Consider the following 24,435-nt stretch of genomic DNA (forward strand, 5'->3'; position numbering starts at 1 on the left):
CCCTCGCCCGTGCGTGCCCGCACTCCGCTGGACGTTGCCCCTCCCGCCCCCCCCGTGTGGGCAATCGTCCCGCTGGGGCGGGACGGGTGGGCACACGGGACGGCGCCATCAGCGGCGCCTCCGCGTTCCGGGCCCGGACCCGCACCCCGTGTGCGCCGTGCACGGGGTGCGGGTTCAGGCGCGGGAGCCTCGGGCGCCGGCAGGGGCGCCGTCCGTTGTGCCCACCCTCCCCCAAGCTCTCGGCTCCGCTCGAGCAGGGCCCCCTCGCCCCAGCGGAACGACCGCTCCCAACGGGGGCGAGCGCAGCCCGCAACGGGGGCACGGGGGGCGCCGCCTCAGCGGGCGCAGCCCACAACGGGGCGCGGGGCGGGCACCGCCCCGACGGGCGCAACCCACGACGGCGGGCGCGAGGGGTGGGCACCGCCCCTCGGCGGAGCCGCTCAGCCCGTGCGCAGGGCCCAGCCGCGTTCCTGGAGCGCCGCCCCCAGCACCGGCGCCGCCGAGGGTTCGACCATCAGCTGCACCAGACCCGCCTGCTGCCCGGTCGCGTGCTCGATGCGGACGTCCTCGATGTTGACGCCCGCGCGCCCCGCGTCGGCGAAGATGCGGGCGAGCTCGCCCGGCTGGTCGCTGATGAGGACGGCGACGGTCTCGTAGGCGGTCGGGGCGGCACCGTGCTTGCCGGGGACGCGGGCGCGCCCGGCGTTGCCGCGGCGCAGGACGTCCTCGACGCCCGACGCCCCGTCCTGCCGCTTGGACTCGTCGGCGGACTGCAGGGCCCGCAGGGCGCGGACGGTCTCGTCGAGGTCGGCGGCGACGCCGGAGAGGACGTCGGCGACGGGCCCGGGGTTGGCGGAGAGGATCTCGACCCACATGCGCGGGTCGGAGGCGGCGATGCGGGTGACGTCGCGGATGCCCTGCCCGCAGAGGCGTACGGCGGACTCGTCGGCCTCCTCCAGGCGCGCGGCGACCATGGAGGACACCAGCTGCGGGGTGTGGGAGACGAGGGCGACGGCCCGGTCGTGGGCGTCGGCGTCCATGACGACGGGGACGGCCCGGCAGAGGGCGACGAGCTCCAGGGCGAGGTTGAGGACCTCGGTGTCGGTGTCCCGGGTGGGGGTGAGGACCCAGGGCCGGCCTTCGAAGAGGTCGGCGGTGGCGGCGAGCGGCCCCGAGCGTTCCTTGCCGGACATGGGGTGGCTGCCGATGTAGGCGGTGAGGTCGAGGCCCAGGGCCTCCAGTTCCCGCTTCGGTCCGCCCTTGACGCTGGCCACGTCGAGGTAGCCGCGGGCCAGGCCGGCCGTCATGGCCTCGGCGAGGGTGGTGGCCACGTGGGCGGGGGGCACGGCGACGATGGCGAGGTCCACGGGGCCTTCGGGCGCCTCGTCGGTGCCCGCGCCGAGCGCGGCGGCCGTGCTGGCGCGTGCCGGGTCGTGGTCCCGCAGGTGGACCGTGACGCCCCGGGCCGCGAGGGCGATGGCGGCGGAGGTGCCGATCAGGCCGGTACCGATGACGAGCGCTGTTCTCACTGGGCGATGTCCTTGCGCAGGGCGGCCGCGGCGCCGAGGTAGACGTGCGCGATCCGGGACTTGGGCAGTTCGGTCTCGACGTGGGCGAGGAGCCGGACGACCCTCGGCATCGCCCCTTCGATGTCGAGTTCCTGTGCGCAGAGCAGGGGTACGTCAGCCATGCCGATCCCGAGGTGCCGGGCCGCGGCGGCGGGGAAGTCGCTGTGCAGATCGGGCGTGGCGGTGAACCAGATGCTGATGAGGTCGTCGGCGGTGAGGTGGTTGCGCTCGAGGACGGCGGTGAGCAGTTCCTCGACCTGCTCGCGCATGTGTCCGGCCTCGTCCCGTTCCAGCTGGACGGCGCCTCGGACCGCTCGTACCGCCACGTCGTGCTCCTTCGCCTGCGTCAGTGCTCTGTTCAGCCTAGTCAGCGGCGGGGCGGGTGCGCCGCCGCGCCCGCCCTCCGAGACGGAGGAGGGGCGTCGGCACCGTCACCGACCGGCCGACTGCTCCGAGGGGGCTCCCGGGGGGGCGCCGGGATCGCCGCCCGCCACGGCCCCGTCCTCCGTCCGGTCGTCCGGCCGCCGGTCCGGAACGGGCCCCCCGGACCGGACGCTCCGCCACCGGGGGCGCGCGGCGGGCGGGACGCCCGTGCGGGGGAGCCGGACGCGGGGCACAGGCGTGTCGCGGCTCCCGGGGCGGGGCGCCCGACCAGGCTGGGGGCATGACCCCACGCCCCGCTCCCCGCCGCACCGTCCTGTTCGCCACAGCGGCTCTGACGATGACGACGGGCTGCGGCTCGGGCGGCGGGGGCGGGGGCGGTGCGAACACGAGCGCGCCGACCGCCACCGGAGGGTCCCCGACCGCCACGGCCGCTCCGAGCGGTGGAGCCCCGCTGGCCAGGACCTCTCAGATCCCGGTCGGCGGCGGCATGGTCTTCCCGAAGGAGAAGGTGGTCGTGACCCAGCCCTCGGCGGGCGAGTTCAAGGCGTTCTCCGCGATCTGCACGCATCAGGGCTGCACGGTGAACAAGGTGGAGGACGGCACGATCGACTGTCCCTGCCACGGCTCCAGGTACCGCGTCGCGGACGGCTCGGTGGCGGCGGGGCCGGCTCCCCGGCCGCTGCCGGCCGAGCGGATCACCGTCTCGGGGGAAACGATCTCCCTGGCGTAATCTGCCCCGCATGACTCCGGACGAGCTGGTGCGCGAGCACTCGATCTACACCTGCGTGATGGGCTCGCGCGCCTTCGGTCTGGCGACCGAGGACAGCGACACGGACGTGCGGGGCGTGTACCTCGCCCCGACGCCCCTCTTCTGGCGCTTCGACAAGCCCCCGGCGCATGTGGAGGGGCCCGGCGAGGACCGGTTCAGCTGGGAGCTGGAACGCTTCTGCGAACTCGCCCTGCGCAACAACCCCAACGTCCTGGAGTGCCTCCACTCCCCCGTGGTCGAGCACGTCGACGACCGGGGCCGCGAGCTCCTCGACCTCCGCGGGGCGTTCCTGTCCCGCCGGGCCCACCAGACCTTCGTCCGGTACGCCGCCGGCCAGCGCCGCAAGCTCGACGCGGACGTCCGCCAGTACGGCGAGCCGCGCTGGAAGCACGCCATGCACCTGCTGCGGCTCCTGACCAGCTGCCGCGACCTGCTGCGCACGGGCGAGCTCCGCATCGACGTCGGCGAGGACCGCGACCGCTTCCTCGCGGTCAAGCGCGGCGAGGTGTCCTGGTCCGGGGTCGAGTCCTGGATGAACCGCCTCCAGGAGGAGGCCGACCGGGCCCACGACACGACCCCGCTCCCCGCCGCTCCGGACGAGCCCCGCATCCAGGACTTCCTGATCCGCGCCCGCCGCGCCTCAGCGCTGAGCGAGCTCTAGCCGGGCCCGTACGACGAGGTCGTGCAGCGCGTCGTGGGCGCCCGTCGTGTCCGGGAGCTCCGAAGCCTCCTGCCCCTCGTCCAGGAGGCCGTGCAGAGCCTCCGTCTCGCCCCGTACGGCTTCGAGGTCGACCTCGGCACGTCCGTGCTCGGCCGCCGCCTTCGCCGCGACGAGCTCGGGCAGCCGCGCGGGAGCCTCGGCCACCTCCCCCACCAGGGTCGGCAGGTGGGCCTGCACCTCGCCGGAGCGCATCAGGTGGATGCCGGTGAGCAGCGCCCGGTAGGCGTAGAGCAGGGGCTTGAGTTCGCCGCTGCGCTCGAAGAGCCGCCACTGCGTCCCGGCGAAGCCGCGGTAGTGGTGGGCGTGGTGGCGGGTGAGCAGCCGCGGCACGAGCGAGACCAGCTCGGCGTGGGTCTCCGTCGTGTGCGCCACGAGCGGGGAGGTGAGCTGCTCCAGGACGTAGCCGTTGCGGCGCAGCATCAGGCGGGCGAACTTCCTCAGGTCGTGGGTGACGAGGTCCATCTCGACGCCGTCCCGGTCCCACATCCGGCTGCGGGTCTCCTCCGGCTCGTGGAGGCCTATGAGGGCGTCCACGGGCAGCAGGTGCGCGCCGCGCAGGTCCACGTCCGAGTCGCGGGACGGGAAGCCGTACAGGTGGGCGCCGGAGACGGTCGCGAAGAGCAGGGGGTCGGGCTGTTCCGCCACGACGGCGGAGAGGTCCCCGTCCAGGTCCAGGGTGAGGGTCATGGCTCAAACGTCCCAGAGCGCGCCGAAGGTCAGCAGGTCGCTGCGGTACTCGACGCGCTCCGCCCACTCCTTCGGCCAGGCGTCCGCGCCGAGGTGGGCGCCGGCGAAGGCGCCCGTGAGGGCGGCGATCGAGTCGGAGTCGCCGCGGGTGCAGGCGGCGCGGCGCAGGGCGGTGAGGGGCTCGTCGGGGAAGAGCAGGAAGCAGAGGAGTCCGGTCGCGAGGGCCTCCTCGGCGATCCAGCCGTCGCCGGTGTACCCGCAGGGGTCGAGCTCCGGGTCGGCCGTGCGCTGGACGGCGTCCAGGCGCTCCAGGACGGCCAGGCACTCGTCCCAGCCGCGCTGGACGAAGTGGAGGGCGCTGGGGTCCTGGGACCGGGTCCACAGGTCGCCGAGCCAGTGCTCGTGGTAGCGGGAGCGGTTCTCGTAGGCGTACGAGCGCAGCTGTCCGACGAGCCCGGTCGGGTCCACGCCCTGTGCGAGCAGGTACACGGCGCGGGCGGTGAGGTCGGAGGCGGCGAGCGCGGTGGGGTGGCCGTGGGTCAGGCCCGCCTGGAGCTGTGCGGCGCCCGCGCGCTGCTCCTCGCTCAGCCCGGGGACGAGCCCGATGGGCGCGACCCGCATGTTGGCGCCGCAGCCCTTGGAGTGGATCTGGCCGGCGTCCTGCCAGGGCACGTCGGTCGTCAGGAGCCGGCAGGCGGCCAGGCAGGTGTTGCCGGGCGCCCGGTTGTTCTCCGGCGAGCGGAACCAGTCGACGTACTCCTCCCGCAGGGGCCGGGCGAGCCGCAGCGGGGCGAGCACCCCGCGGTCCATGGCCGTGCGGATGCCGCGGGCGAAGGCGAGGGTCATCTGGGTGTCGTCGGTGACGCGGCCGTTCTCGGGAAGGGCCATCTGCCGCCAGGGGCCGTACCAGCTGATGATGAGCGGCACGTCGCTGAACTCCGTGGGCCGGCCCAGCGCGTCCCCGAGCGCCAGCCCGATCAGGGAGCCGGTCGCGGCCTGCTTGGTGGCGGTGCGGGTGAGGTTCATGCGGGGCGTCCTTCCGGTCGCAGGAGGGGCGGGTGGAGGGCCGTGGCCCCGCCCGCCCGGTAGAGGGCGGCCGGCTTCCCCCGTCCGCCGGTGAGGCGCGGCGGTCCTTCCACGGCTTGGACGAAGCCGGGCGTGGTGAGGACCTTGCGCCGGAAGTTGGGGCGGTCGAGTTCGACGCCCCAGACGGTCTCGTAGACCTGCCGCAGCTCGCCGAGGGTGAACTCGGGCGGGCAGAAGGCGGTCGCGAGGCAGGTGTACTCGAGCTTGGCGCCGACGCGTTCGTGGGCGTCGGCGAGGATCCGGTCGTGGTCGAAGGCGAGCCGGCCGTGGGTCCCGTACGGGATCCAGCGGGCCTGCGCCGCGTCGCCGCCGCCGCGCGGTTCGGGGGGGTCGGGGACGAGCGCGGTGAAGGCGACGGAGACGACCCGCATCCTCGGGTCGCGGTCGGGTTCGGTGTAGGTGCGGAGCTGTTCGAGGTGGAGGCCGGCGACGGTGGTCCCGGAGAGGCCGGTCTCCTCGGCGAGTTCGCGGCGGGCGGCCCGCTCGGCGGACTCCTGGGGCAGGACGAATCCGCCGGGCAGGGCCCAGGATCCGGCGTACGGCTCCTGGCCGCGCTCGACGAGCAGGACGTGGAGGCGTTCCTCGCGGACGGTGAGGACGGCGAGGTCGACGGTGACGGCGAACGGCACGAAGGCGTACGGGTCGTAGCCCTCGGGGGCCCGGTGGGAGGTCATCGGCGCTCCGGCAGGGGGTCGGCGAGGTGCCAGCCCTCGGCGAGCAGCGCGTCGACGGCGGCGACGGCGGCCGCGAGCCGCTCCTCGTGGGGGCCGGTGAGGACGGCGGTGCGGCGGCCGGTGTGGGCGAGCTGGGTGAGGAAGCGGGCGGTCATCCAGGGCCGCAGGTGTTCCCCGTCGCGCAGGCCGTCGTCCTCGAAGTCGACGCCGCGGTGGTCGGTGAGCAGCCAGAGGTGCTGTCGGCCGAGGGCGGCGATCTCGCCGGTGGCGCGACTGGTGGTGCCCATGTAGCGCTCGTGCCAGATGGTGGTGGCGAAGGCGTCGGTGTCGCAGAAGAGGACGGGCGAGCCGTCCCGGGCGGCCTCTTCCTCCCTTTCGGCCTGGCGCTGGGCGATGACGGGGAAGTCGGAGGAGCGGAAGGTGACCTCGGACCAGTCGGCGCCGGGGCGTTCGGCGCGGAGTTCGGCGAGTTTGAGTTCGCTGTACTCGCGCCCGTACTCCGGTACGTACCGGGTGCGGGCCCAGACGCCGCCGCGCCGCCGGTAGTGGTCGGCGAGGGCGAGGGCCATGGTGGTGGTGCCGGTGGACTCGGCGCCGAGGACGACGATCCGGCGGGTGAGCGCGGCCCGCACGGGTGCTTCCAGGAAGTCCCAGCAGCCGGCGGGGTCCGCGCGGACGGCGGTGCCGGAGACGGGGTGGCGGACGCGCTCCTGGTCGACGAGGACGGAGTCGGCGCCGAAGCGGCGGCCGAGTTCCTCCCCGTACGGCTCCGAGGTGAAGACGGCGTCGACGCGTTCGGGCACGGCGGCCCGGAAGACGGCCATGTGGGCGGCCCACACGTCGGGGTCCCGGAGGTCGACGGGGATGTCGTCGACGGCGCCGACGACGAGGGCGTCGGGGTGGATCTCGCGCATCCAGGCGACCCGGTCGTCCAGGGGGATGCTCTCCACGGAGGAGGCGCAGACGAGGACGGTGAGGCGCTCGCACCGGTCGCGGGCGGTGCGGACGAGGTGGTGGTGGCCGGCGTGCGGCGGATAGAACTTGCCGAGGACGAGGCCGTGGCCGTAGCGCTTCACGCGGTCGCTCCCGCCGGCCGGGGGGCGCCCGTGAGGTCCTTGGTCCAGCCGCGCAGGCCGAGGACGCAGAGCGTCATGAAGCCGACGTACAGCAGGGAGGTCAGGTAGAGCCCCTTGTAGGCGTAGAGCGGTACGTAGACGACGTCGGCGGCGATCCAGAGCCACCAGGACTCCAGCCGCTTGCGGCACTGGCCGTAGGTGGCCGTCAGGGAGAGCGCGGTCGTGAGGGCGTCCCAGAAGGGGACGGTCGAGTCGGTGGCGCGGTCGAGGAGCAGGGTGAGGGCGAGGGTCCCCACCGCCCCCGCCGTGAGCAGCCACGTCCATTCGGTGCGCGTGGTGCGGCGCACCGGAAGGTCGTCGGAGCCTGGTCCACCCCCGTGGGTCCAGGTCCACCAGCCGTACGCGGCGAGGGCGATGAAGACGATCTGGAGGCCGGCGTCGGCGTAGAGCCCGGCCTGGGTGAAGAGGAGCACGAAGAAGAGGTTGTTGGCGATGCCGATGGGCCAGTTGGCCAGGTGCTGGCGGGCGACGAGCCAGACGCAGAGGGCTCCGCTGCCGAATCCCAGGACCTCGGTCCAGCTGACCGGGGTGTCCAGGAGGGTGAAGAGCGGCTGCTGCAAGGGTTCGAGTACGTCTGCGAGGCTCACGCCCGCCTCCTTAAGAGTCATCCTGACTATAAAGGTCGGCGGACCGCCGCCACAAGCCCCGTCACGGACGCGACGAAGCCCGTGACCGCGGGGCGGTCACGGGCTTCGTCGGTACGGCCGGTGCGACGGGCCTTACATGCCGACTTCCTTCATCAGCATGCCGACCTCCGTGTTGGTCAGGCGGCGCAGCCAGCCCGACTTCTGGTCGCCCAGGGCGATCGGGCCGAAGGCGGTGCGGACCAGCTTCTCGACCGGGAAGCCCGCCTCGGCGAGCATCCGGCGCACGATGTGCTTGCGGCCCTCGTGCAGGGTGACCTCGACCAGGTAGTTCTTGCCGGTCTGCTCGACCACGCGGAAGTGGTCGGCGCGGGCGTAGCCGTCCTCCAGCTGAATGCCGTCCTTCAGGCGCCGGCCGACCTCGCGGGGCAGCGGGCCGGTGATGGCGGCCAGGTAGGTCTTCTTCACGCCGTACTTCGGGTGCGTGAGGCGGTGGGCCAGCTCGCCGTGGTTGGTGAGCAGGATGATGCCCTCGGTCTCCGTGTCGAGCCGGCCGACGTGGAACAGCCGGGTCTCGCGGTTGGTGACGTAGTCGCCGAGGCACTGGCGGCCGTCGGGGTCCTCCATGGTGGAGACGACGCCGGCCGGCTTGTTCAGCGCGAAGAAGAGGTGCGACTGGGTGGCGACGGTCAGGCCGTCCACCTTGATCTCGTCCTTCTCCGGGTCGACGCGCATGCCCTGCTCGACGACGATCTCGCCGTTGACCTCGACGCGGGCCTGCTCGATGAGCTCCTCGCAGGCGCGCCGCGAGCCCATGCCGGCGCGGGCGAGGACCTTCTGCAGCCGCTCGCCCTCCTGCTCGGCGCCGGGGAAGGTCTTGGGGGTCTTGATCTCGGGCTTGCCGGCGTACCGCTCCCGGTTGCGCTCCTCCGTACGGGCGTCGTACTCGCGCGAGCGGGCGGGCGCCGTACGGCCGCCGCCGCGCTGCGGGGACTGCCGGGGGCCGCCCTTGGCACCGCCGCGCGCGGCGGTGCCCCGGCCGCGCTTGGGGCCCTCGGAGGAGCCGCCGGGGCTGTAGCGCTCGTCGTAGGTGCGCTCCTCGGGGCGCGCCTTGCGCGAGTCGGCGCCGGTCGGCCGGCCACCGCCCTGGCCGGGACGGCCGCCGCCCTGCCCCGGACGCCCGCCGCCCTGGCCGGGACGGCCGCCGCCCTGGCCCTGCCGGTCGTCGCGGCCGTTGCCGGCGCCGCGGTAGTTCCCGCGCCCGCCGCCACCGCCGCCGTTGCCGCGGCCGCCGCCGCTGCCGCCGCGGCCGCCGCTGTTGCCACCACGGCTCCCGCCGTTGTTTCCGCTGCTGTTCCTGCCGCTGCTGCTTCGCATCAAAGTTCCGTCTTGTCGTCTACGTCTGCGTCCGGGTCGAACGACGGGACGCCTTCCAGGGAGTCCGCCTCGACCGCCTCCGCCTCGGGGAGGAAGGGGGCGAGCTCGGGGAGTTCGTCCAGGCCGCGCAGGCCCATCCGCTCCAGGAAGTAGTTCGTCGTCCTGTACAGGATCGCACCTGTTTCGGGTTCCGTGCCCGCCTCCTCCACCAGACCCCGCTGGAGGAGGGTCCGCATCACGCCGTCGCAGTTGACCCCGCGGACCGCGGAGACCCGGGAACGGCTGACCGGCTGGCGGTAGGCGACGACCGCGAGGGTCTCCAGTGCCGCCCGGGTGAGCCGGGCCTGCTGCCCCTCCAGGACGAAGGCCTCGACGGCCGGGGCGAAGGCGGCGCGCGTGTAGTAGCGCCAGCCGCCGGCGACCCGCCGCAGCTCGAAGCCGCGGCCCTGGGCGGTGTACTCCTCGGCCAGCTCGTGCAGGGCGTCGGCCACCTCGGCGGGGGTGCGCTCCAGGACCTTGGCGAGGTGGTCCTCGGTGGCGGGCTCGTCGACGACCATCAGGACGGCTTCGAGGGCGGGCTTGAGGTCGCTCACGCGGTGGCCTCCTGGTCGAATTCGTCGGTCACGGCCGCGGACGGGTCCGCCTCCCCGCCGGTCCAGGAGACCGTGAGGTCCCCGAGGGCGGTCTCCTGGTCGAGGGCGACGGCCTTCTCCCGGTAGAGCTCCAGGAGGGCGAGGAAGCGGGCGACGACGGTGAGGGTGTCGCCGGCGTCCTCGATCAGCTCCCTGAAGACGGCCGAGCCGCGCTCCCGGAGCAGGGCGACGACCACCGCGGCCTGGTCCCGGACGCTGACGAGCGGGGCGTGGATGTGGTCGACGTACACCTCGGGCTCGGGCTTGGGCTGCATGGCCTCGGCGGCGAGCCGGGCGAAGCCCTCGACGCCGAGGGAGATGACGACCTCGGGAAGCAGCTCGGCGTGGTGCGGTTCGAGTCCGACGGTGCGGGGGTGGCGGTGCCCCTCGGCCTCCCAGCGCTCCTCGAGGATCTCGGCGATCCGCTTGTACGCGCGGTACTGGAGGAGCCGGGCGAAGAGCAGGTCGCGGGCCTCCAGGAGGGCGAGGTCGGCCTCGTCCTCCACCTCGGCGGCGGGGAGCAGCCGGGCGGCCTTCAGGTCGAGGAGGGTGGCGGCGACGACGAGGAACTCGGTGGTCTGGTCGAGGTCCCCGTCGGGTCCGAGGGCCCGCAGGTGCGCCATGAACTCGTCGGTCACCCGGGAGAGGGCGACCTCGGTGACGTCGAGCTTGTGCTTGGCGATCAGCTGGAGGAGCAGGTCGAAGGGCCCCTCGAAGTTCGAGAGCCGCACGGTGAACCGCCCGTCCCCGCCCTCGGGCGCCTCGGGCCGCCCCGGAACTTCCGGAGCCTCGGACGCCTCCGGGCCCACCAGGACCTCGGGCGCCTCCGGGACCTCGGGCATCTCCGGGGTCTCGGGCGCCTTCGGAGTCTCGGGCATCTCCAGGCCCTCGGGCGCCTCCGGCGCCTCCGGTGCCCCCGCCGGAGCGGCGGGCGTCGTCCCCGGTGTCCCGCCCGGGCCGCGGCCCAGGGGGCGGCGGCCCGGCGGGCGGGACGTTTCGTCAGAGGCGTGGCGCATGGGGGTCCAGGGGGAACGAGGAGGGCGGCAGGCCGCAGGCTACCGTCAGCGGCCGCGCAGACGGCGGACGAGGATGCTCGCGTCGCCGCGGGACTCCAGGTCCGCCAGGACGACCGCGACGGCCTCCCGGACGATCCGGCCCCGGTCGACGGCGAGACCGTGCTCACCGCGCAGGACGAGCCGGGCGTGCTCCAGGTCCATCAGCTCCTCGGCGGAGACGTAGACCGTGATCTTCTCGTCGTGGCGCTCGCGACCGCTGGGGCGCCGGTTGGTGGTGCGGCCGCCGCGCCGCCGGGCCGCCGCGGGGGCGGGCACCTGGGCGCCGGGCGCGGCCTTGGGGGCCGGTCCCTCGGGCTCGGCCGTCCGGACCCGCGGTTCCGCGGCCTCGGAGTCCGCCGGGGCGTGCTCCGCGGATCCCCCGGCCGCCGCCGTGTCGCTCTCGGCGGCCGGCGCCGGGACGGCCCGGCGGGGTGCCGACGCCTGGAGCGCCGTCCCCCCGGTCGTACGGAAGAGTTCGTCGGCTCCGGGCAGACTCACTCGGCGTGACACCGGGCGAGCACCTCCCTGGCGAGCTGGCGGTAGGCGGCGGCCCCCACGGAGTTGGAGGCGTACGTGGTGATGGGCTCGCCGGCGACCGTGGTCTCCGGGAAGCGCACGGTCCGCCCGATGACCGTGTGGTACACGTGGTCGTCGAAGGCCTCGACGACGCGCGCGAGGACCTCACGGCTGTGCACGGTCCGGGAGTCGTACATCGTGGCGAGGATGCCGTCGAGCTCCAGCTCGGGGTTGAGCCGCTCCTGGACCTTCTCGATGGTCTCGGTGAGCAGTGCGACGCCGCGCAGCGCGAAGAACTCGCATTCCAGCGGCACGATGACCTTGTGAGCCGCCGTCAGGGCGTTCACCGTCAGCAGGCCGAGCGAGGGCTGACAGTCGATCACGATGTAGTCGTAGTCGTTCATCAGCGGCTTCAGGGCGCGCTGGAGCGTGGACTCGCGCGCGACCTCGCTGACCAGCTGGACTTCGGCGGCCGAGAGGTCGATGTTGCTCGGCAGCAGGTCCATGTTGGGCACGGCGGTCTTGAGGAGCACCTCGTCCGCCGACATGCCCCGCTCCATGAGCAGGTTGTAGACGGTGAGGTCGAGCTCCATCGGGTTCACGCCGAGGCCGACCGACAGGGCTCCCTGCGGGTCGAAGTCGACGAGCAGCACCCGTCGTCCGTACTCGGCGAGCGCGGCGCCCAGGTTGATGGTCGACGTGGTCTTGCCGACGCCGCCCTTCTGGTTGCACATCGCGATGATCTTCGCGGGTCCGTGGTCGGTCAGGGGACCCGGGATCGGGAAGTACGGCAGGGGCCGTCCGGTGGGGCCGATCCGCTCGCGGCGCTGGCGGGCAGCGTCGGGTGCGAGGGTGGCCGCGTACTCCGGATCGGGCTCGTACTCGGCGTCGGGGTCGTAGAAGTGCCCCTCGGGCACCTCGTCGTAGGCGGCGAAGTGGGTGGACTCTCGGCCCATCTCGTTGCCGGCCGTGGCGTTCACGTGTAGGCCGTCCATCGTCTTCATCGTGTGGGCACTCGTCATGGGCTGGTGCGTCGCGAAGGTCCGCACCGCGACGGAGCCGATCGGGGCACCTGGCGCACCGCTCCCGGGAGTAAATGTCGACTCATTCACAAGTCGTCTTACCTCCTTGGATGTGACCAGGAACATTTATCGATAGGTCAGCGTGGCACCATGCCGACGGTTGGCGACTCTATGGCGTGTCACCGGTCCGCAGCAACACAATCCGCCGGACCCGGCCCGATGTGTCGGCAACCGAACACGTCTCTGTCAAGGGTGCGCAGGCATGCATCCACACGTTTCAGGGGTGTGCGAAACGGTTAAAGGGTTACGTTCGAGGCGAGTTGCCCGAACGTTTTGGCAACCCCGGAGACACGGCCGGCCGGACCTTGTCGAACAAGGTCCGGCCGGGTGCGTGATATTGACGGCACGCGTTGACGGAGCCTCCGTCGGGGAGCCTTCGGGGCTCAGGCCAGGAGGCCGGCCAGCTCGATGTGCTCGAGGCCGTGCGCCTCGGCGACCTCCTTGTAAACCACCTTGCCGTCATGGGTGTTGAGGCCCAGGGCGAGGGCGGAGTCGCGGCGCAGCGCCTCGACCCAGCCGTTGTTCGCCAGCGACACGATGTAGGGCAGCGTGGCGTTGGTGAGGGCGTAGGTGGAGGTGTTCGGGACCGCGCCCGGCATGTTCGCGACGCAGTAGAAGACCGAGTTGTGGACCTGGAAGGTCGGCTCGGCGTGGGTGGTCGGGTGCGAGTCCTCGAAGCAGCCGCCCTGGTCGATCGCAATGTCGACAAGGACACTTCCGGGCTTCATCTTGGCGACGAGCTCGTTGGTGACCAGCTTCGGGGCCTTGGCGCCCGGGATGAGGACGGCGCCGATGACGAGGTCGGCCTCGACGACGGCCTTCTCCAGCTCGTAGGCGTTGGAGACGATCGTCTTCACCTTGGTGCCGAAGATCTTGTCGGCCTCGCGGAGCTTGTTGATGTCGCGGTCGAGCAGGGTCACGTGGAAGCCCATGCCGACGGCGATCTGGGTGGCGTTCCAGCCGGAGACGCCGCCGCCGATGACGACGGCCTCGCCGGCGTGGGTGCCGGGGACGCCGCCGGGGAGGACGCCGCGGCCGCCGACCGAGCGCATCAGGTGGTAGGCGCCGACCTGCGGGGCCAGACGGCCCGCGACCTCGGACATCGGGGCGAGCAGGGGGAGCGCGCGGTTCGCGGTCTCGACCGTCTCGTACGCGATGGCGGTGGTGCCGGACTCCAGGAGCGCGTCCGTGCACTCACGGGAGGCGGCGAGGTGCAGGTAGGTGAAGAGCGTCTGGTCCTTGCGGAGGCGGTGGTACTCCTCCGCGATCGGCTCCTTGACCTTGAGGAGCAGGTCGGCGGTGGCCCAGACCTCGTCGGCGGTGGCGAGGATCTCGGCGCCGGCGGAGACGTACTCCTCGTCCGTGATCGAGGAGCCGACACCGGCGTTCTGCTCGATGAAGACCTGGTGGCCGTGGCGGACGAGCTCGTGGACACCGGCAGGGGTGATGGCCACGCGGAACTCGTTGTTCTTGACCTCGCGGGGGATGCCGACCTTCATCGTCGATCACGGTCCTTGAATCAGGGGGATAACTGGGGCACTGCGATACATACCCGGATGCACTACGGCACATCGGGACAGACCACGTTCGAACGCGGCTCACCCAGTCTAATGAAGGACTTCCCGCTGTCTAGCCTTTCAAAGTACTAATCTTCGACGGACCCACTGCGGATTTCGTAGGCAGTCGGTTCCGTTTCCAGAAGTCTCTCGGCCGCCGACCGGTGCAGACCCGCCGCCGCGGGGTCGCCGAGCCGGTCGAGGGTGTCGGCCAGCCGCAGCTGGAGGGCGGCCTGGAGCCGGGTGTCCTGGGCCCGACGGGCCCACTCCACCGCCTCCTCGCAGGTCCGCAGGGATTCCTCAGGCCGTCCGGCGTACTCCTGGACCCGGGCCGCCTCGCTCAACGCCCGTGCGTAGCCCGGGAGATCGGAGAGCCTCCGGTAGCCGGACGCCGCGGCCCGCCAGCTCCGCAGCGCCTCCCCGTACCGCCCCGCATAGGTCTGCACGGCTCCGAGGCGGGCGTACAGCCGGGCCTGGTCGGCGCGCTCGTCCCGGGCGAGGCGCTGGGCGAGCGCCCGCCCGTACCAGTCGGCGGCCCGCTGCCAGTCCCCCAGTTCCTGATACGAGCCACCTACGGATTCCATTGCGCGACCGGTCGCGTACGGGTCATTTGCTGCGCGTCCAGCCTCCAAAGCCAACCGATATCGCAGCAGAGCGTCCTTCGTCCTGCCGGTCCCGGCGTCCAGATCGGCCAGGTTCAGCAGGGCGGCGGCCCGCTCCCGGTGCAGCCCGTGCCGCTCGGCCACGTCCAGGACCAGCCGGTGCAGGCCGTACAGCTCGGGAGCGGCGGCCTCCGCGCCCCGATGCGCCGCGAGCGCCCTCACGAGGGAGGCGACCAGGCGCCGGGCGAGGGTGTCGAGCTCCCCGTCCGCCACGGCGAGGCGGGCGGAGGCGAGGAGCACGGACTGCCGGGAGTCCAGCCAGGCGGCGCCCGCGGCCGCGTTCGGGAAACGCAGCGCGCGCGGGAGCCCGGCCAGCTTCCGGCGGGCCGGCGAGCCCTCGGGTTCGGTGACCGCGCGGCAGGACTGGAGGAGCCGCACGGTCCGCTCCAGCATCCGGGCCCGGGCGAGCTGCACCTCGGCGGGCCGGTCGCGCTCCTCCAGCTGGGCGCGAAGGAGGGGGACGAGGTGCGCGCGCACCTCGTACTGCCCGTCCTCCCCGCCCGAGACCAGCCCCAGGGCGGCGAAGTCGGCGAGGGTCGTCGCGGCCGCCGAGACCGAGCAGCCCGCCAGGGCGGAGGCGGTGTGGGCGTCGGCCCGGCCCAGCGGGGCCAGGGCGAGGAAGCGCAGTATCCGGGCGGCCGTGGCGGGCAGCGCCTCGTGCGCGAGGAGGAAGGCCCGGGTGAGGGGGTCGCCGCTGAGCCCGCGCAGCCGCTTGGCGAGATCGGCGACGGAGGCCTTGGTCTGGGTGGAAAGCCAGCCACCGGCGAGGACGACGGCACCGGGCAGCCCTCCGCACTCCTCGACGAGCGCCTCGGCGGCCTGCGGATCGACGGTGATGCGGACGGAACCGGTGAAGGACGTCAGCAGTTCGATGGCCGACTTGGGGTCGAGCCCGCCGAGGGTGCAGGGCCGCACGTCGGGGATGCCGGTGAGCGGACCGCGGGCGACCCCGATGACCAGGCTGTCGGGGTTGTCCGGGATCAGCGGGTCGGCCTGCTCGGCGTCGACGGCGTCGTCGAGGATGAGCACGGCCCGGCGGTCGGCGAGCGCGCCCCTGACGAGCTCGGCCAACTCGTCCTCCCCCGCCCCCGGGGGTTCGGCGACCCCGAGCGCGGCGAGGAGTTCCTGGGCGGCCCGCCCGGCGGGGACGGGCTCGCCGCCGGGCTCGGTGAGCCTGGCCCGGAAGACGCCGTCCGGGTAGCGGTCGGCGAGCCCGGCGGCCAGCTCCTCGGCGAGGGCCGTCCGCCCCGAACCGGGCTTGCCGGCGATGAGCAGGACCCGGGCGCGGGGGGCCTTGCGGCCGGTGAGGGTGTCGAGGCCGGTCCGCTCGATGTCGGCGCGCAGGGCCTTCAACTCCCGCTGCCGCCCGAAGAACTGACGGCTGCCGGCCGCCGCCACCGCCTGATCCGTCACGGGCCACGCTCCCGTCCACCTGCGTACGAGCCGATCCCGCGGGGGGCTCCGCACGGGCGATTCCGAGCGTAGTTCAGGGCGGGAGGGGGACTTGGCGGAGCAGGGCGGAGGAATCCCCTGATCGGATCAACAGATCGTCACACCGATAGCCCTCTCCGCCGATCATCCGCTCCACCCCGGGCACGCACCGGCGGGGCGGCACCCACTCCCGCGCCCGCCGTGGTGAGCACTCGTTCCACCGGGCGGCACCCCTCCCCGCTCCCGCCGCCCCGTTACGGGCAGCCGTCCCACCGGGGCGGTGCCCACCCCTCGCGCCCCCCTTATGGGCTGCGCCCGCCGGGTGGTGCCCATCCCCGCACCCCCGTTGTGGGCGGTCGTTCCGCTGGGGCGAGGGGGGGTCCCCCTGCTCGAGCGAAGCCGAGAGCTCGGGGGAGGGTGGGCACAACGGACGGCGCCCTTGTCGGCGCCCGAGGCTGCTGCGCCCGGACCCGCACCGACGGGCACGGCGCACGCGTGGTGCGGGTCCGGGCCCGGAACGCGAAGGCGCCGCTGAGGGGCGCCGTCCCGTGTGCCCACCCGTCCCGCCCAGCGGGACGATTGCCCACACGGCGGGTGGGCGGAGGCGCCGCCCAGGCAGGGCGTGGGCCGCACAGGCCGGCACCGGGGCAACGCCCCACGGGCGCGGGCCCCACACGGACGAGGCACCGCCCCGCCGGGCGCGGGCACCGCACCGGCGCGGGCCCGGAAGACGCGGGCCCGGAAGACGCGGGCGCCGCACCGGGGCGGGCCCGGAAGGCGCGGGCCCGGAAGACGCGGGCGCCGTGTCGGTGCAGGACCGGAAGGGCTACGCCTCGAAAGGGCGGGCCGGCCAGGGCGCGGTGGCCGGCCGGAGCGCGTCGAGCCCGTCGCCCACGCGGGCCGCGGCCAGCGAGAGCACGCCCACCGCCAGGCAGGTGTTGTGCAGCTCCCCCGCCAGCACCCCCCGCACCAGCTCGGGCAGCGGCACCCGCGCCAGCTCCATGTCGGCCTCCTCCTCGGCGACCTCGAAGCGCTCGCCCTCCGCCTCCGCGAGGTCCCGCGCCAGGAAGATCCGTACGGCCTCGTCGCAGCCGCCGGGCGTCGTGTAGACGTCAGCGAGGACCCGCCAGTCCTCGGCCTTGGCGTGCGCCTCCTCGTACAGCTCGCGCTGGGCGGCGTGCAGCGGGTTCTCGCCGGGCACGTCGAGGAGCCCGGCGGGGATCTCCCAGAGCCTCTGCCGCACGGGGTGCCGGTACTGCCGGAGGACGAGCACGCGGTCCTCCTCGTCCAGGGCGAGGACGGCCACGGAGCCGGGGTGGACCTGGTAGTCACGGCGGTGGACCGAGCCGTCCGGCATGACCACGTCGTCCGTGCGGACACTCGTCTTGTTGCCCTTGAAGGGGGTGGCGGTGGCGACGACCTGCCACTCCTCCGGGGTGTCCTGCACCTGCATCGCGGTAGTCCTCTCGTACGAAAACCGGGGTACGGATCCCGGAAGGGAACCCGTACCCCGGCTACGTTAACGCGCCGTACTACTTGCCCGTCTTGCGCTCCACGGCCGCCTTCACCAGGCCCGCGAAGAGCGGGTGCGGGCGGGTCGGGCGGGACTTCAGCTCCGGGTGCGCCTGGGTGGCGACCAGGTAGGGGTGGATCTCCTTCGGGTACTCGACGAACTCGACGAGCTTGTTGTCCGGGGAGGTGCCGGAGAAGACCAGGCCGGCCTTCTTCTCCAGCTCCGCGCGGTAGGCGTTGTTCACCTCGTAGCGGTGGCGGTGGCGCTCCTCGACGTACGGCTCGTCGGCGTAGGTCTCGCGGACGACCGAGCCCTCGGCGAGCTTCGCCGGGTAGAGGCCCAGGCGCATCGTCCCGCCCAGGTCGCCGGCGCCCTCGACGTACGCCAGCTGCTCCTCCATCGTGGAGACGACGGGGTGCGCGGTGGCCGGGTCGAACTCGGTGGAGTTGGCCTCGGGGATGTCGGCCAGGTTCCGGGCGGCCTCGATCACGATGCACTGCAGGCCGAGGCAGATGCCGAGCAGCGGCACCTTGTTCTCGCGGGCGTACTGGATCGCGCCGACCTTGCCGGACACGCCGCGGTCGCCGAAGCCGCCGGGGATGAGGATGCCGTCGACGTCGCCGAGCTGCTTGGCGGCGCCCGCCGGGGTCTTGCAGTCGTCGGAGGTGACCCACTTGACCTTGACCCGGGCGCGGTTGGCGAAGCCGCCGGCGCGCATGGCCTCGGTGACCGACAGGTAGGCGTCGGGCAGGTCGATGTACTTGCCGACGAGCGCGACCGTGACCTCGTGCTCCGGGTTGTGGACGCGGTCCAGGAGGTCCTCCCAGACGGTCCAGTCCACGTCGCGGAAGGGCAGGTCGAGCTTGCGGACGACGTAGGCGTCCAGGCCCTCGGTGTGCAGGACCTTCGGGATGTCGTAGATCGACGGGGCGTCGATGGCGGCGACGACCGCGGCCTCGTCGACGTCGCACATCAGCGAGATCTTGCGCTTGATGGCGGTGGGGACCTCGCGGTCGGCGCGCAGCACGATCGCGTCGGGCTGGATGCCGATGTTGCGCAGGGCGGCGACGGAGTGCTGGGTCGGCTTGGTCTTCAGCTCGCCGGAGGGGCCGATGTAGGGCAGCAGCGAGATGTGGACGACGAAGACGTTGTCGCGGCCGACCTCGTGGCGGACCTGGCGGACGGTCTCCAGGAAGGGCAGCGACTCGATGTCGCCGACCGTGCCGCCGACCTCGGTGATGACGACGTCGACGTCGTCCGTCGCCATGCGGCGGATGCGGCCCTTGATCTCGTTGGTGATGTGCGGGATGACCTGCACGGTGTCGCCGAGGTACTCGCCGCGCCGCTCCTTGGCGATGACCTGGGAGTAGACCTGGCCGGTGGTGACGTTGGCCGAGCCGTCGAGGTCGACGTCGAGGAAGCGCTCGTAGTGGCCGATGTCCAGGTCGGTCTCGGCGCCGTCGTTGGTGACGAACACCTCGCCGTGCTGGAAGGGGTTCATCGTGCCCGGGTCGACGTTCAGGTACGGGTCGAGCTTCTGCATCGTGACCCGCAGGCCGCGGGCCTTGAGGAGCGCACCCAGGCTGGAGGCGGTGAGGCCCTTGCCGAGGGAGGAGGCGACACCCCCGGTGACGAAGATGTGCTTGGTCGTCGTGGTGTTGGGCGGCATCGCCAAGAGGGGGCTCCCGTGGTCGCGTTCTGGAAGTGCGTACCGGCCGCCCCTCCGGAAGAATCGGGGGGTGCCGTCGCTGCGGTTTCGGGGTCCTCGGCTGTCGCCGTTTCCCACCGGTCCACGGGGTACCAGGGTATCAGCGACATCGGGAGACCGCTTCCGGCCACACGCGGCAGTCGGGTGTTCACAGACGGCTACGGAGCCGTCGGGGAGGGGGAAAGCCGCAGCTCACCCGTGTGGAGCAGTGCGTCGTCCGTGTGATCACCAAGGTCACCGGGCCGCCACGTATTCTGCTCGCACACCGCCCGCGCCCAGCAGGTCGCCGCATCCCGCACACTGGCCTGGTTGACCCATCGCGCGCATCAAGCGCATCCGTAGCAAGCGCCCCACGGGGCGGACGTGGCCGTTCGACTGGAGTGAAGCACGTGGCCGGGCGTATCGAGGATTACGCACTCATCGGAGACATGCAGACGGCTGCCCTGGTGTGCCGGGACGGCAGCGTCGACTGGCTCTGTCTCCCCCGCTTCGACTCGCACGCGATCTTCGCCGGTCTCCTCGGCACGGAGGAGCACGGTTTCTGGCGGGTGGGCCCGGCGGGCCCCGCGGACGCGGAGCCCGCTCCCGCCGACCGGCGCCGCTACCGGGGCGACTCGCTGATCCTGGAGTCCGAGTGGGACACCCCGCGCGGCACGGTCCGGGTGACCGACTTCATGCCGCCGCGTGACGGCGCGCCGCAGCTGATCCGGATCGTCGAGGGCGTCTCGGGGCGGGTGCGGATGCGTTCCTCGCTGCGGATGCGGTTCAGCTACGGCCGGGTCGTGCCGTGGGTGCACAAGGTCGGGGACCGCACCGTCGCGGTCGCCGGGCCGGACTCGGTGTGGCTGGACACCGCCGTGGAGACCCACGGCAAGGACCTGACGACGTACTCCGACTTCACGGTCACGCCCGGCGAGCGGATCACCTTCACGCTCTCCTGGCAGCCCTCCCACAAGGAGCCGCCGGCGCTGCCGGACCCGGAGGGCTCGCTGGAGGCGACCGCCGACTTCTGGCGCGAGTGGGTCGAGCACTGCACGTACCACGGCCCCTACCGGGAGGCCGTCGTCCGCTCGCTGATCACCCTGAAGGCGCTGACGTACGCGCCGACCGGCGGGATCGTCGCCGCGCCGACGACCTCGCTGCCGGAGGAGATCGGCGGCGTCCGCAACTGGGACTACCGCTACACCTGGCTGCGGGACGCGGCGATCACCCTCTCCTCGATGCTCCGCACCGGCTACCGCGAGGAGGCCCGCGCCTGGCGGGACTGGCTGCTCCGCGCCGTCGCGGGCGACCCGGAGAACCTGCAGATCATGTACGGCATCGCGGGCGAGCGGGAGCTCGGCGAGGCGGAGCTCGACTGGCTGCCGGGGTACGAGAACTCCAGCCCGGTCCGGGTCGGCAACGGCGCCGCGAACCAGCTCCAGCTGGACGTCTACGGCGAGGTCACCGAGGCCCTCCACCTCGCGCACATGACGGGCCTGTCCCGCAACGACTACGCCTCCCTGCTCCAGATCAAGCTGATCAACTACCTGGAGACCCACTGGGACCAGCCCGACGAGGGCATCTGGGAGGTGCGCGGCCCGCGTCGGCACTTCGTGCACTCCAAGGTGATGGCCTGGGTGGCGGTGGACCGCACGATCAAGCTGATCGAGTCCGGCGACGCGGACGGCCCGCTGGAGCGCTGGAGGGACCTGCGCGACGAGATCCACCGGGACGTCTGCGAGAAGGGCTACGACAAGGAGCGCAACACCTTCACCCAGTCGTACGGCTCCCAGGAGCTGGACGCCTCGCTGCTGCTGATCCCGCAGATGGGCTTCCTGCCCCCGGACGACAAGCGGGTCATCGGCACGATCGAGGCGATCCAGCGCGAGCTGTCCACGGAGGACGGTTTCGTGCTGCGCTACCCGACGGCCGGTGAGGAGGCCGGGGTGGACGGCCTGGAGGGCGACGAGGGCGCGTTCCTCGCCTGCTCCTTCTGGCTGGCGGACGACCTGGCGATGATCGGCCGGGTCGACGAGGCGCGCACGCTCTTCGAGAAGCTCCTCGCGCTCCGCAACGACCTCGGGCTGCTCGCCGAGGAGTGGGACCCGCGGCTCCAGCGGCAGGTGGGCAACTTCCCGCAGGCCTTCAGCCACGTCCCGCTCATCGACACGGCGCTGCGGCTCACGGCGAGCGGCGCGTACGGGGGCTGAGGGGCGCCCCAGGGGGGCCGGACCTACGATGAGAAGGTCCTGTCCCCCCGTACGGAAGGGGGGCTCCCATGGCTCCCCACATCTCGGAAAGCGCCCTGGCCGGACTGGTCGACGACCTGGCGGGCGACGTGATCACCCCCGGTCGTCCGGGCTACGACGAGGCGCGCGCCCTGCACAACGGCATGATCGACCGGCGTCCGTCGGTGATCGCCCAGTGCGCCACCCAGGCCGACGTGTCGAACGCGATCCTGTTCGGCCGGGAGGCCGAGCTGCCGATCGCGGTGCGCGGCGGCGGCCACAGCGTCGCCGGCACCTCCATGATCGACGGGGCGCTGGTCGTCGACCTCCGCCGGATGCACGGGGTCGTCGTGGACCCGGAGGAGATGACGGTACGGATCGAGGGCGGGGCGACCATGGCCCACCTGGACCACGCGTGTCAGCCGTTCCGCGTGGCGACGACCGGCGGGCGGGTGTCCACGACCGGGGTCGGCGGCTTCACGCTGGGCGGCGGATCGGGCTGGCTGGAGCGGAAGTTCGGCCTCGCCAGCGACAACCTGCTGGCCGCCGATCTGATCACCGCCGAGGGGAAGCACGTCCACACGGACGCGGAGGAGAACCCGGAGCTGTTCTGGGCGCTGCACGGCGGTGGCGGCAACTTCGGGGTGGCGACCTCGCTGACGATGCGGCTGCACCCGCTGCCCCGGACGAGCGTCGCGATGCTGTTCTTCCTGCTGGACAACGCGCCCGAGGTGGTGCGCACCTTCCGCGACCTCGGCCTCGGCGCGCCCGACGAGGTGGGTGGGGGCGCCATCTGTCTGCCCGCGCCCCCGGAGCCGTTCATGCCCGAGGACCTGGTCGGCGAGCTGGTGTGCGGGACGCTGTTCACGTACGCGGGGCCGGTCTCCGAACTGCGGGAGTTCGCGGCGCCGCTGTTCGCGCTGGGGCCGGTGGTGGAGGTCGTCACGGACATCCCGTACGTGGACCTGCAGACGATGCTCGACGACCCGCCGGGGCTGCGGAACTACTGGTCGGCGGAGTACCTGCGGGAGTTCCCCGACGAGGCCGTGGACGTCTTCTGCGAGCGCGGCGCGGGGATCCCCGCCGGGACCGCCACCCAGCAGGTGCTGTTCCTGATGGGCGGGGCCGTGGCCGCGGGGCCCTCCGGGTATCCGCAGCCGTGGCGCACCGCGCCCTGGGCGGTGCACCCGTTCGCGACCTGGGAGGACCCCGCGCTGGACGGGCCGGCGATGCAGTGGGTGCGCGACGTGCGGGCCGACGCACGGCCGTGGGCGCTCGACGCGACGTACCTGAACTTCGTCGGCGCCGAGGGCGAGCAGCGGATCGTCTCCTCCTTCGGGGAGGAGAACTACCTCCGGCTCGCCGCCGTGAAGGCCGCGTACGACCCGGACAACGTGTTCCGCTTCAACCACAACATCGTGCCGGCCGGCTGAGCCCGCTCATCGCAGCGCGGCGATCACCTCCTGGGCGGCGCGCTCGCCCTCGGTCGCGCCGCCTTCCATGAAGCCCTGGAAGTCGTACGAGCAGTGCTCGCCGCCGATGTGGACGTTGCCCTGGGCGGTGCCCTCGTACCCGGCGTACCGGTGGAGGTAGCCGACGGGCCAGCAGGAGTACGCGCCGAGGGAGTACGGGTTCTTGTGCCAGGCGGAGAGCTGGGCGCGGCCGGTGTACGCCCGGGAGGTGCCGGGGAAGAAGGCGTCGATCCCGGCGAGGTAGCGGGTGACCAGGTTCCGTACGTACGGGTCGGACTCGGTGGAGAACGGTCCGGCCGGGTTCAGGTTCCGGGCCAGGCTGCCGCCGCCGTACTGGAGGAGGATGCCGCCGGTGCCGCCCTGGACCTTGGTGGTGTCCCAGGTCTGCTGGACCTCGGTGTCGGTGAAGCAGTCGCCCGAGGAGACGCCGGGCCAGGGGCCGGTGCCGCGCCAGGGCCGGGTGCCGAACTGCATGTTGAGCTTGGTGCAGTAGCCCATGCGGGCGTCCCGCAGGAGGTTGCGCATGAGCGGGTCGAACCCGGCCTGGGAGAGGTCGAGTTGCTGGAGGATGGGCAGCGGGACGCAGAGGATCGTGTGGTCGGCGGTGACGGTGCGGGTGGCGCCCGCCTCGGTGAAGGTGAGCGTCTGGGTGCCGTCGGCGTTGGCGCGCACGGCGGTCAGCGACCAGCCCATGCGCAGGGTGCCGGGGGCGAGCGCCGCGGCGACGGCGTTGGGGAGCCGGTCGTTGCCGCCGACGACGTGGTAGCGCTCGTTGGAGAGGCCCCAGATGTTGAAGTTGCCCGGGTTGGTCTGGTAGCCCATGAGCAGGACGAGGGCGAGCGAGGACTGTTCGGTGGTGTCGGCGCCGTACTCGACGTTGTAGGCGACGTCGATGAACTTCCCGAGCGGCGAGGAGTGTCCGCCGGGGACCCGGGTCTCGATCCACTCGTACAGCGACATGTTGTCGAGGGCGGTGCCGGTGGGGGTGGTCTGGTTCCACTTCACCTCGCCGGCGTCCAGCAGGTCGCGGTGGAGCGCCTGGTAGACGGCGTTGAAGTCCTCGTCGGCCTGTTCGCGCGGGTAGTAGGCGCCGCCGAACCACAGCACCTCCTCGGCGCCGTTGGGGCCGCCGCCGAGGAAGTCCTCGGTGGCGAGGCCGAACCTGCGGCAGAGTTCCAGGATCTTCTTGTGGCTGGTGTCGATCAGCTCGCCGCCGATCTCGGAGGTCTGGCCGTACGCCCAGTGGTCCCGCTGGGTCCACATGCGGCCGCCGACCCTGGACGGGTTCGCCTCGTACAGCACGGGGCCGAGGCCGGCGTCCTGGAGGGTGAGGGCGGCGGTGAGGCCGGATATCCCGGCGCCGACGACGGCGACCCGGGCGGTGCCCTTGACCGGCGGGGCGGGGGTGGCGGCCGCGGCGGGGACGGCCGAGCCGACGCCGGCGGCGATGCCCGCGGCGGTGGCGTACTTGAGCAGGGACCGGCGTCCGAGGGCGTCGGTTCTCATGCCGCGCAGCTCGTCGACCGGGAGGTTCAGCCGTCGGGCGGCGGCGTGCTCGGCGGCGAGGTTCTTCAGGAGGTGCATCGGGTTGGTGCGTGCCATGGGGCGCTCC

At 72.9% G+C, this 24,435-nt stretch carries 21 protein-coding genes; 4 read left to right on the plus strand and 17 right to left on the minus strand.

Translation table 11 applies throughout. The annotated features are described in order from the left end of the window. Positions 1-440 precede the first annotated feature (440 nt). Entirely contained in the window at positions 441-1,529 is a 1,089-nt protein-coding gene (locus IE180_RS30310; RefSeq protein ID WP_190160154.1) for a prephenate dehydrogenase, read from the minus strand. Continuing rightward, positions 1,526-1,894, minus strand: a complete 369-nt coding sequence (gene aroH / locus IE180_RS30315) for a chorismate mutase (RefSeq protein ID WP_190160155.1) — start codon at positions 1,892-1,894, stop codon at positions 1,526-1,528. Before aroH ends, IE180_RS30310 begins: the two co-directional genes overlap by 4 nt. A gap of 338 nt (positions 1,895-2,232) precedes the next feature. On the opposite strand from aroH, the gene IE180_RS30320 reads away from it, so the two are divergent. Beyond that, positions 2,233-2,682, plus strand: a complete 450-nt coding sequence (locus tag IE180_RS30320; RefSeq protein ID WP_190160156.1) for a Rieske (2Fe-2S) protein — start codon at positions 2,233-2,235, stop codon at positions 2,680-2,682. Positions 2,683-2,692: 10 nt separating this feature from the next. Further along, positions 2,693-3,382 (plus strand): nucleotidyltransferase domain-containing protein, encoded by a 690-nt coding sequence (locus IE180_RS30325; RefSeq protein ID WP_190160157.1) that lies wholly within the window; start codon positions 2,693-2,695, stop codon positions 3,380-3,382. On the opposite strand, the gene IE180_RS30330 is transcribed toward IE180_RS30325, so the two are convergent. From IE180_RS30330 to pyrG, 14 genes are all read right to left on the minus strand, one after another. After that, positions 3,362-4,129, minus strand: a complete 768-nt coding sequence (locus tag IE180_RS30330; protein ID WP_190160158.1) for a nucleotidyltransferase domain-containing protein — start codon at positions 4,127-4,129, stop codon at positions 3,362-3,364. The two genes, IE180_RS30325 and IE180_RS30330, sit on opposite strands and share 21 nt — an antisense overlap. A 3-nt stretch (positions 4,130-4,132) precedes the next feature. After that, positions 4,133-5,155: an ADP-ribosylglycohydrolase family protein gene (locus IE180_RS30335; protein ID WP_190160159.1), complete on the minus strand. Its 1,023-nt coding sequence runs from the start codon at positions 5,153-5,155 to the stop codon at positions 4,133-4,135. Then, positions 5,152-5,889 carry an NUDIX hydrolase gene (locus IE180_RS30340; protein WP_190160160.1) on the minus strand — a complete coding sequence of 246 codons (738 nt, stop codon included), beginning with the start codon at positions 5,887-5,889 and terminating at the stop codon, positions 5,152-5,154. The genes IE180_RS30335 and IE180_RS30340 overlap by 4 nt, the downstream gene beginning before the upstream one ends. After that, on the minus strand, positions 5,886-6,965 hold the full coding sequence (locus IE180_RS30345) for an AAA family ATPase (RefSeq protein ID WP_190160161.1): 1,080 nt from the start codon (positions 6,963-6,965) through the stop codon (positions 5,886-5,888). The genes IE180_RS30340 and IE180_RS30345 overlap by 4 nt, the downstream gene beginning before the upstream one ends. Beyond that, positions 6,962-7,612, minus strand: coding sequence for a nicotinamide riboside transporter PnuC (gene pnuC / locus IE180_RS30350; protein ID WP_190160162.1), 651 nt, complete (start codon positions 7,610-7,612; stop codon positions 6,962-6,964). The genes IE180_RS30345 and pnuC overlap by 4 nt, the downstream gene beginning before the upstream one ends. A gap of 132 nt (positions 7,613-7,744) precedes the next feature. Then, a complete protein-coding gene (locus IE180_RS30355; RefSeq protein ID WP_190160163.1) occupies positions 7,745-8,986 on the minus strand; it encodes a pseudouridine synthase in 1,242 nt (413 codons plus the stop codon). Continuing rightward, the gene (gene scpB / locus IE180_RS30360) at positions 8,986-9,579 is read right to left on the minus strand and encodes an SMC-Scp complex subunit ScpB (protein ID WP_190160164.1); all 594 of its coding nucleotides are present in this window, start codon (positions 9,577-9,579) and stop codon (positions 8,986-8,988) included. The genes IE180_RS30355 and scpB overlap by 1 nt, the downstream gene beginning before the upstream one ends. Beyond that, complete coding sequence (locus tag IE180_RS30365) at positions 9,576-10,634, minus strand: segregation and condensation protein A (protein WP_190160165.1); 1,059 nt, start codon at positions 10,632-10,634, stop codon at positions 9,576-9,578. Before IE180_RS30365 ends, scpB begins: the two co-directional genes overlap by 4 nt. A 45-nt stretch (positions 10,635-10,679) precedes the next feature. Then, positions 10,680-11,171 carry a hypothetical protein gene (locus tag IE180_RS30370; RefSeq protein WP_229861043.1) on the minus strand — a complete coding sequence of 164 codons (492 nt, stop codon included), beginning with the start codon at positions 11,169-11,171 and terminating at the stop codon, positions 10,680-10,682. Beyond that, a complete protein-coding gene (locus tag IE180_RS30375) occupies positions 11,168-12,193 on the minus strand; it encodes a ParA family protein (RefSeq protein WP_030212665.1) in 1,026 nt (341 codons plus the stop codon). The genes IE180_RS30370 and IE180_RS30375 overlap by 4 nt, the downstream gene beginning before the upstream one ends. A 461-nt stretch (positions 12,194-12,654) precedes the next feature. After that, positions 12,655-13,770 carry an alanine dehydrogenase gene (gene ald / locus IE180_RS30380; RefSeq protein WP_190160167.1) on the minus strand — a complete coding sequence of 372 codons (1,116 nt, stop codon included), beginning with the start codon at positions 13,768-13,770 and terminating at the stop codon, positions 12,655-12,657. A 146-nt stretch (positions 13,771-13,916) separates the two neighbouring features. Then, positions 13,917-15,902 carry an AAA family ATPase gene (locus IE180_RS30385; protein ID WP_190160168.1) on the minus strand — a complete coding sequence of 662 codons (1,986 nt, stop codon included), beginning with the start codon at positions 15,900-15,902 and terminating at the stop codon, positions 13,917-13,919. 844 nt (positions 15,903-16,746) lie between these two features. After that, the gene (locus IE180_RS30390) at positions 16,747-17,373 is read right to left on the minus strand and encodes an NUDIX domain-containing protein (protein ID WP_190160169.1); all 627 of its coding nucleotides are present in this window, start codon (positions 17,371-17,373) and stop codon (positions 16,747-16,749) included. Between the two features lie 79 nt (positions 17,374-17,452). Beyond that, positions 17,453-19,102, minus strand: coding sequence for a CTP synthase (gene pyrG / locus IE180_RS30395; protein ID WP_190160191.1), 1,650 nt, complete (start codon positions 19,100-19,102; stop codon positions 17,453-17,455). A 428-nt stretch (positions 19,103-19,530) separates the two neighbouring features. Here pyrG and IE180_RS30400 point away from each other — a divergent pair, with 428 nt between their 5' ends. Further along, a complete protein-coding gene (locus IE180_RS30400) occupies positions 19,531-21,333 on the plus strand; it encodes a glycoside hydrolase family 15 protein (protein ID WP_190160170.1) in 1,803 nt (600 codons plus the stop codon). Positions 21,334-21,401: 68 nt separating this feature from the next. Next, positions 21,402-22,784 carry an FAD-binding oxidoreductase gene (locus IE180_RS30405; RefSeq protein WP_190160171.1) on the plus strand — a complete coding sequence of 461 codons (1,383 nt, stop codon included), beginning with the start codon at positions 21,402-21,404 and terminating at the stop codon, positions 22,782-22,784. A gap of 6 nt (positions 22,785-22,790) precedes the next feature. Here the strand turns inward: IE180_RS30405 and IE180_RS30410 are convergent, their stop codons facing one another. Then, a complete protein-coding gene (locus IE180_RS30410; RefSeq protein ID WP_190160172.1) occupies positions 22,791-24,425 on the minus strand; it encodes a flavin monoamine oxidase family protein in 1,635 nt (544 codons plus the stop codon). Between the last annotated feature and the right edge of the window lie 10 nt (positions 24,426-24,435).

Source organism: Streptomyces litmocidini (genome assembly GCF_014649755.1).
Classification (GTDB): Bacteria; Actinomycetota; Actinomycetes; order Streptomycetales; family Streptomycetaceae; genus Streptomyces; species Streptomyces litmocidini.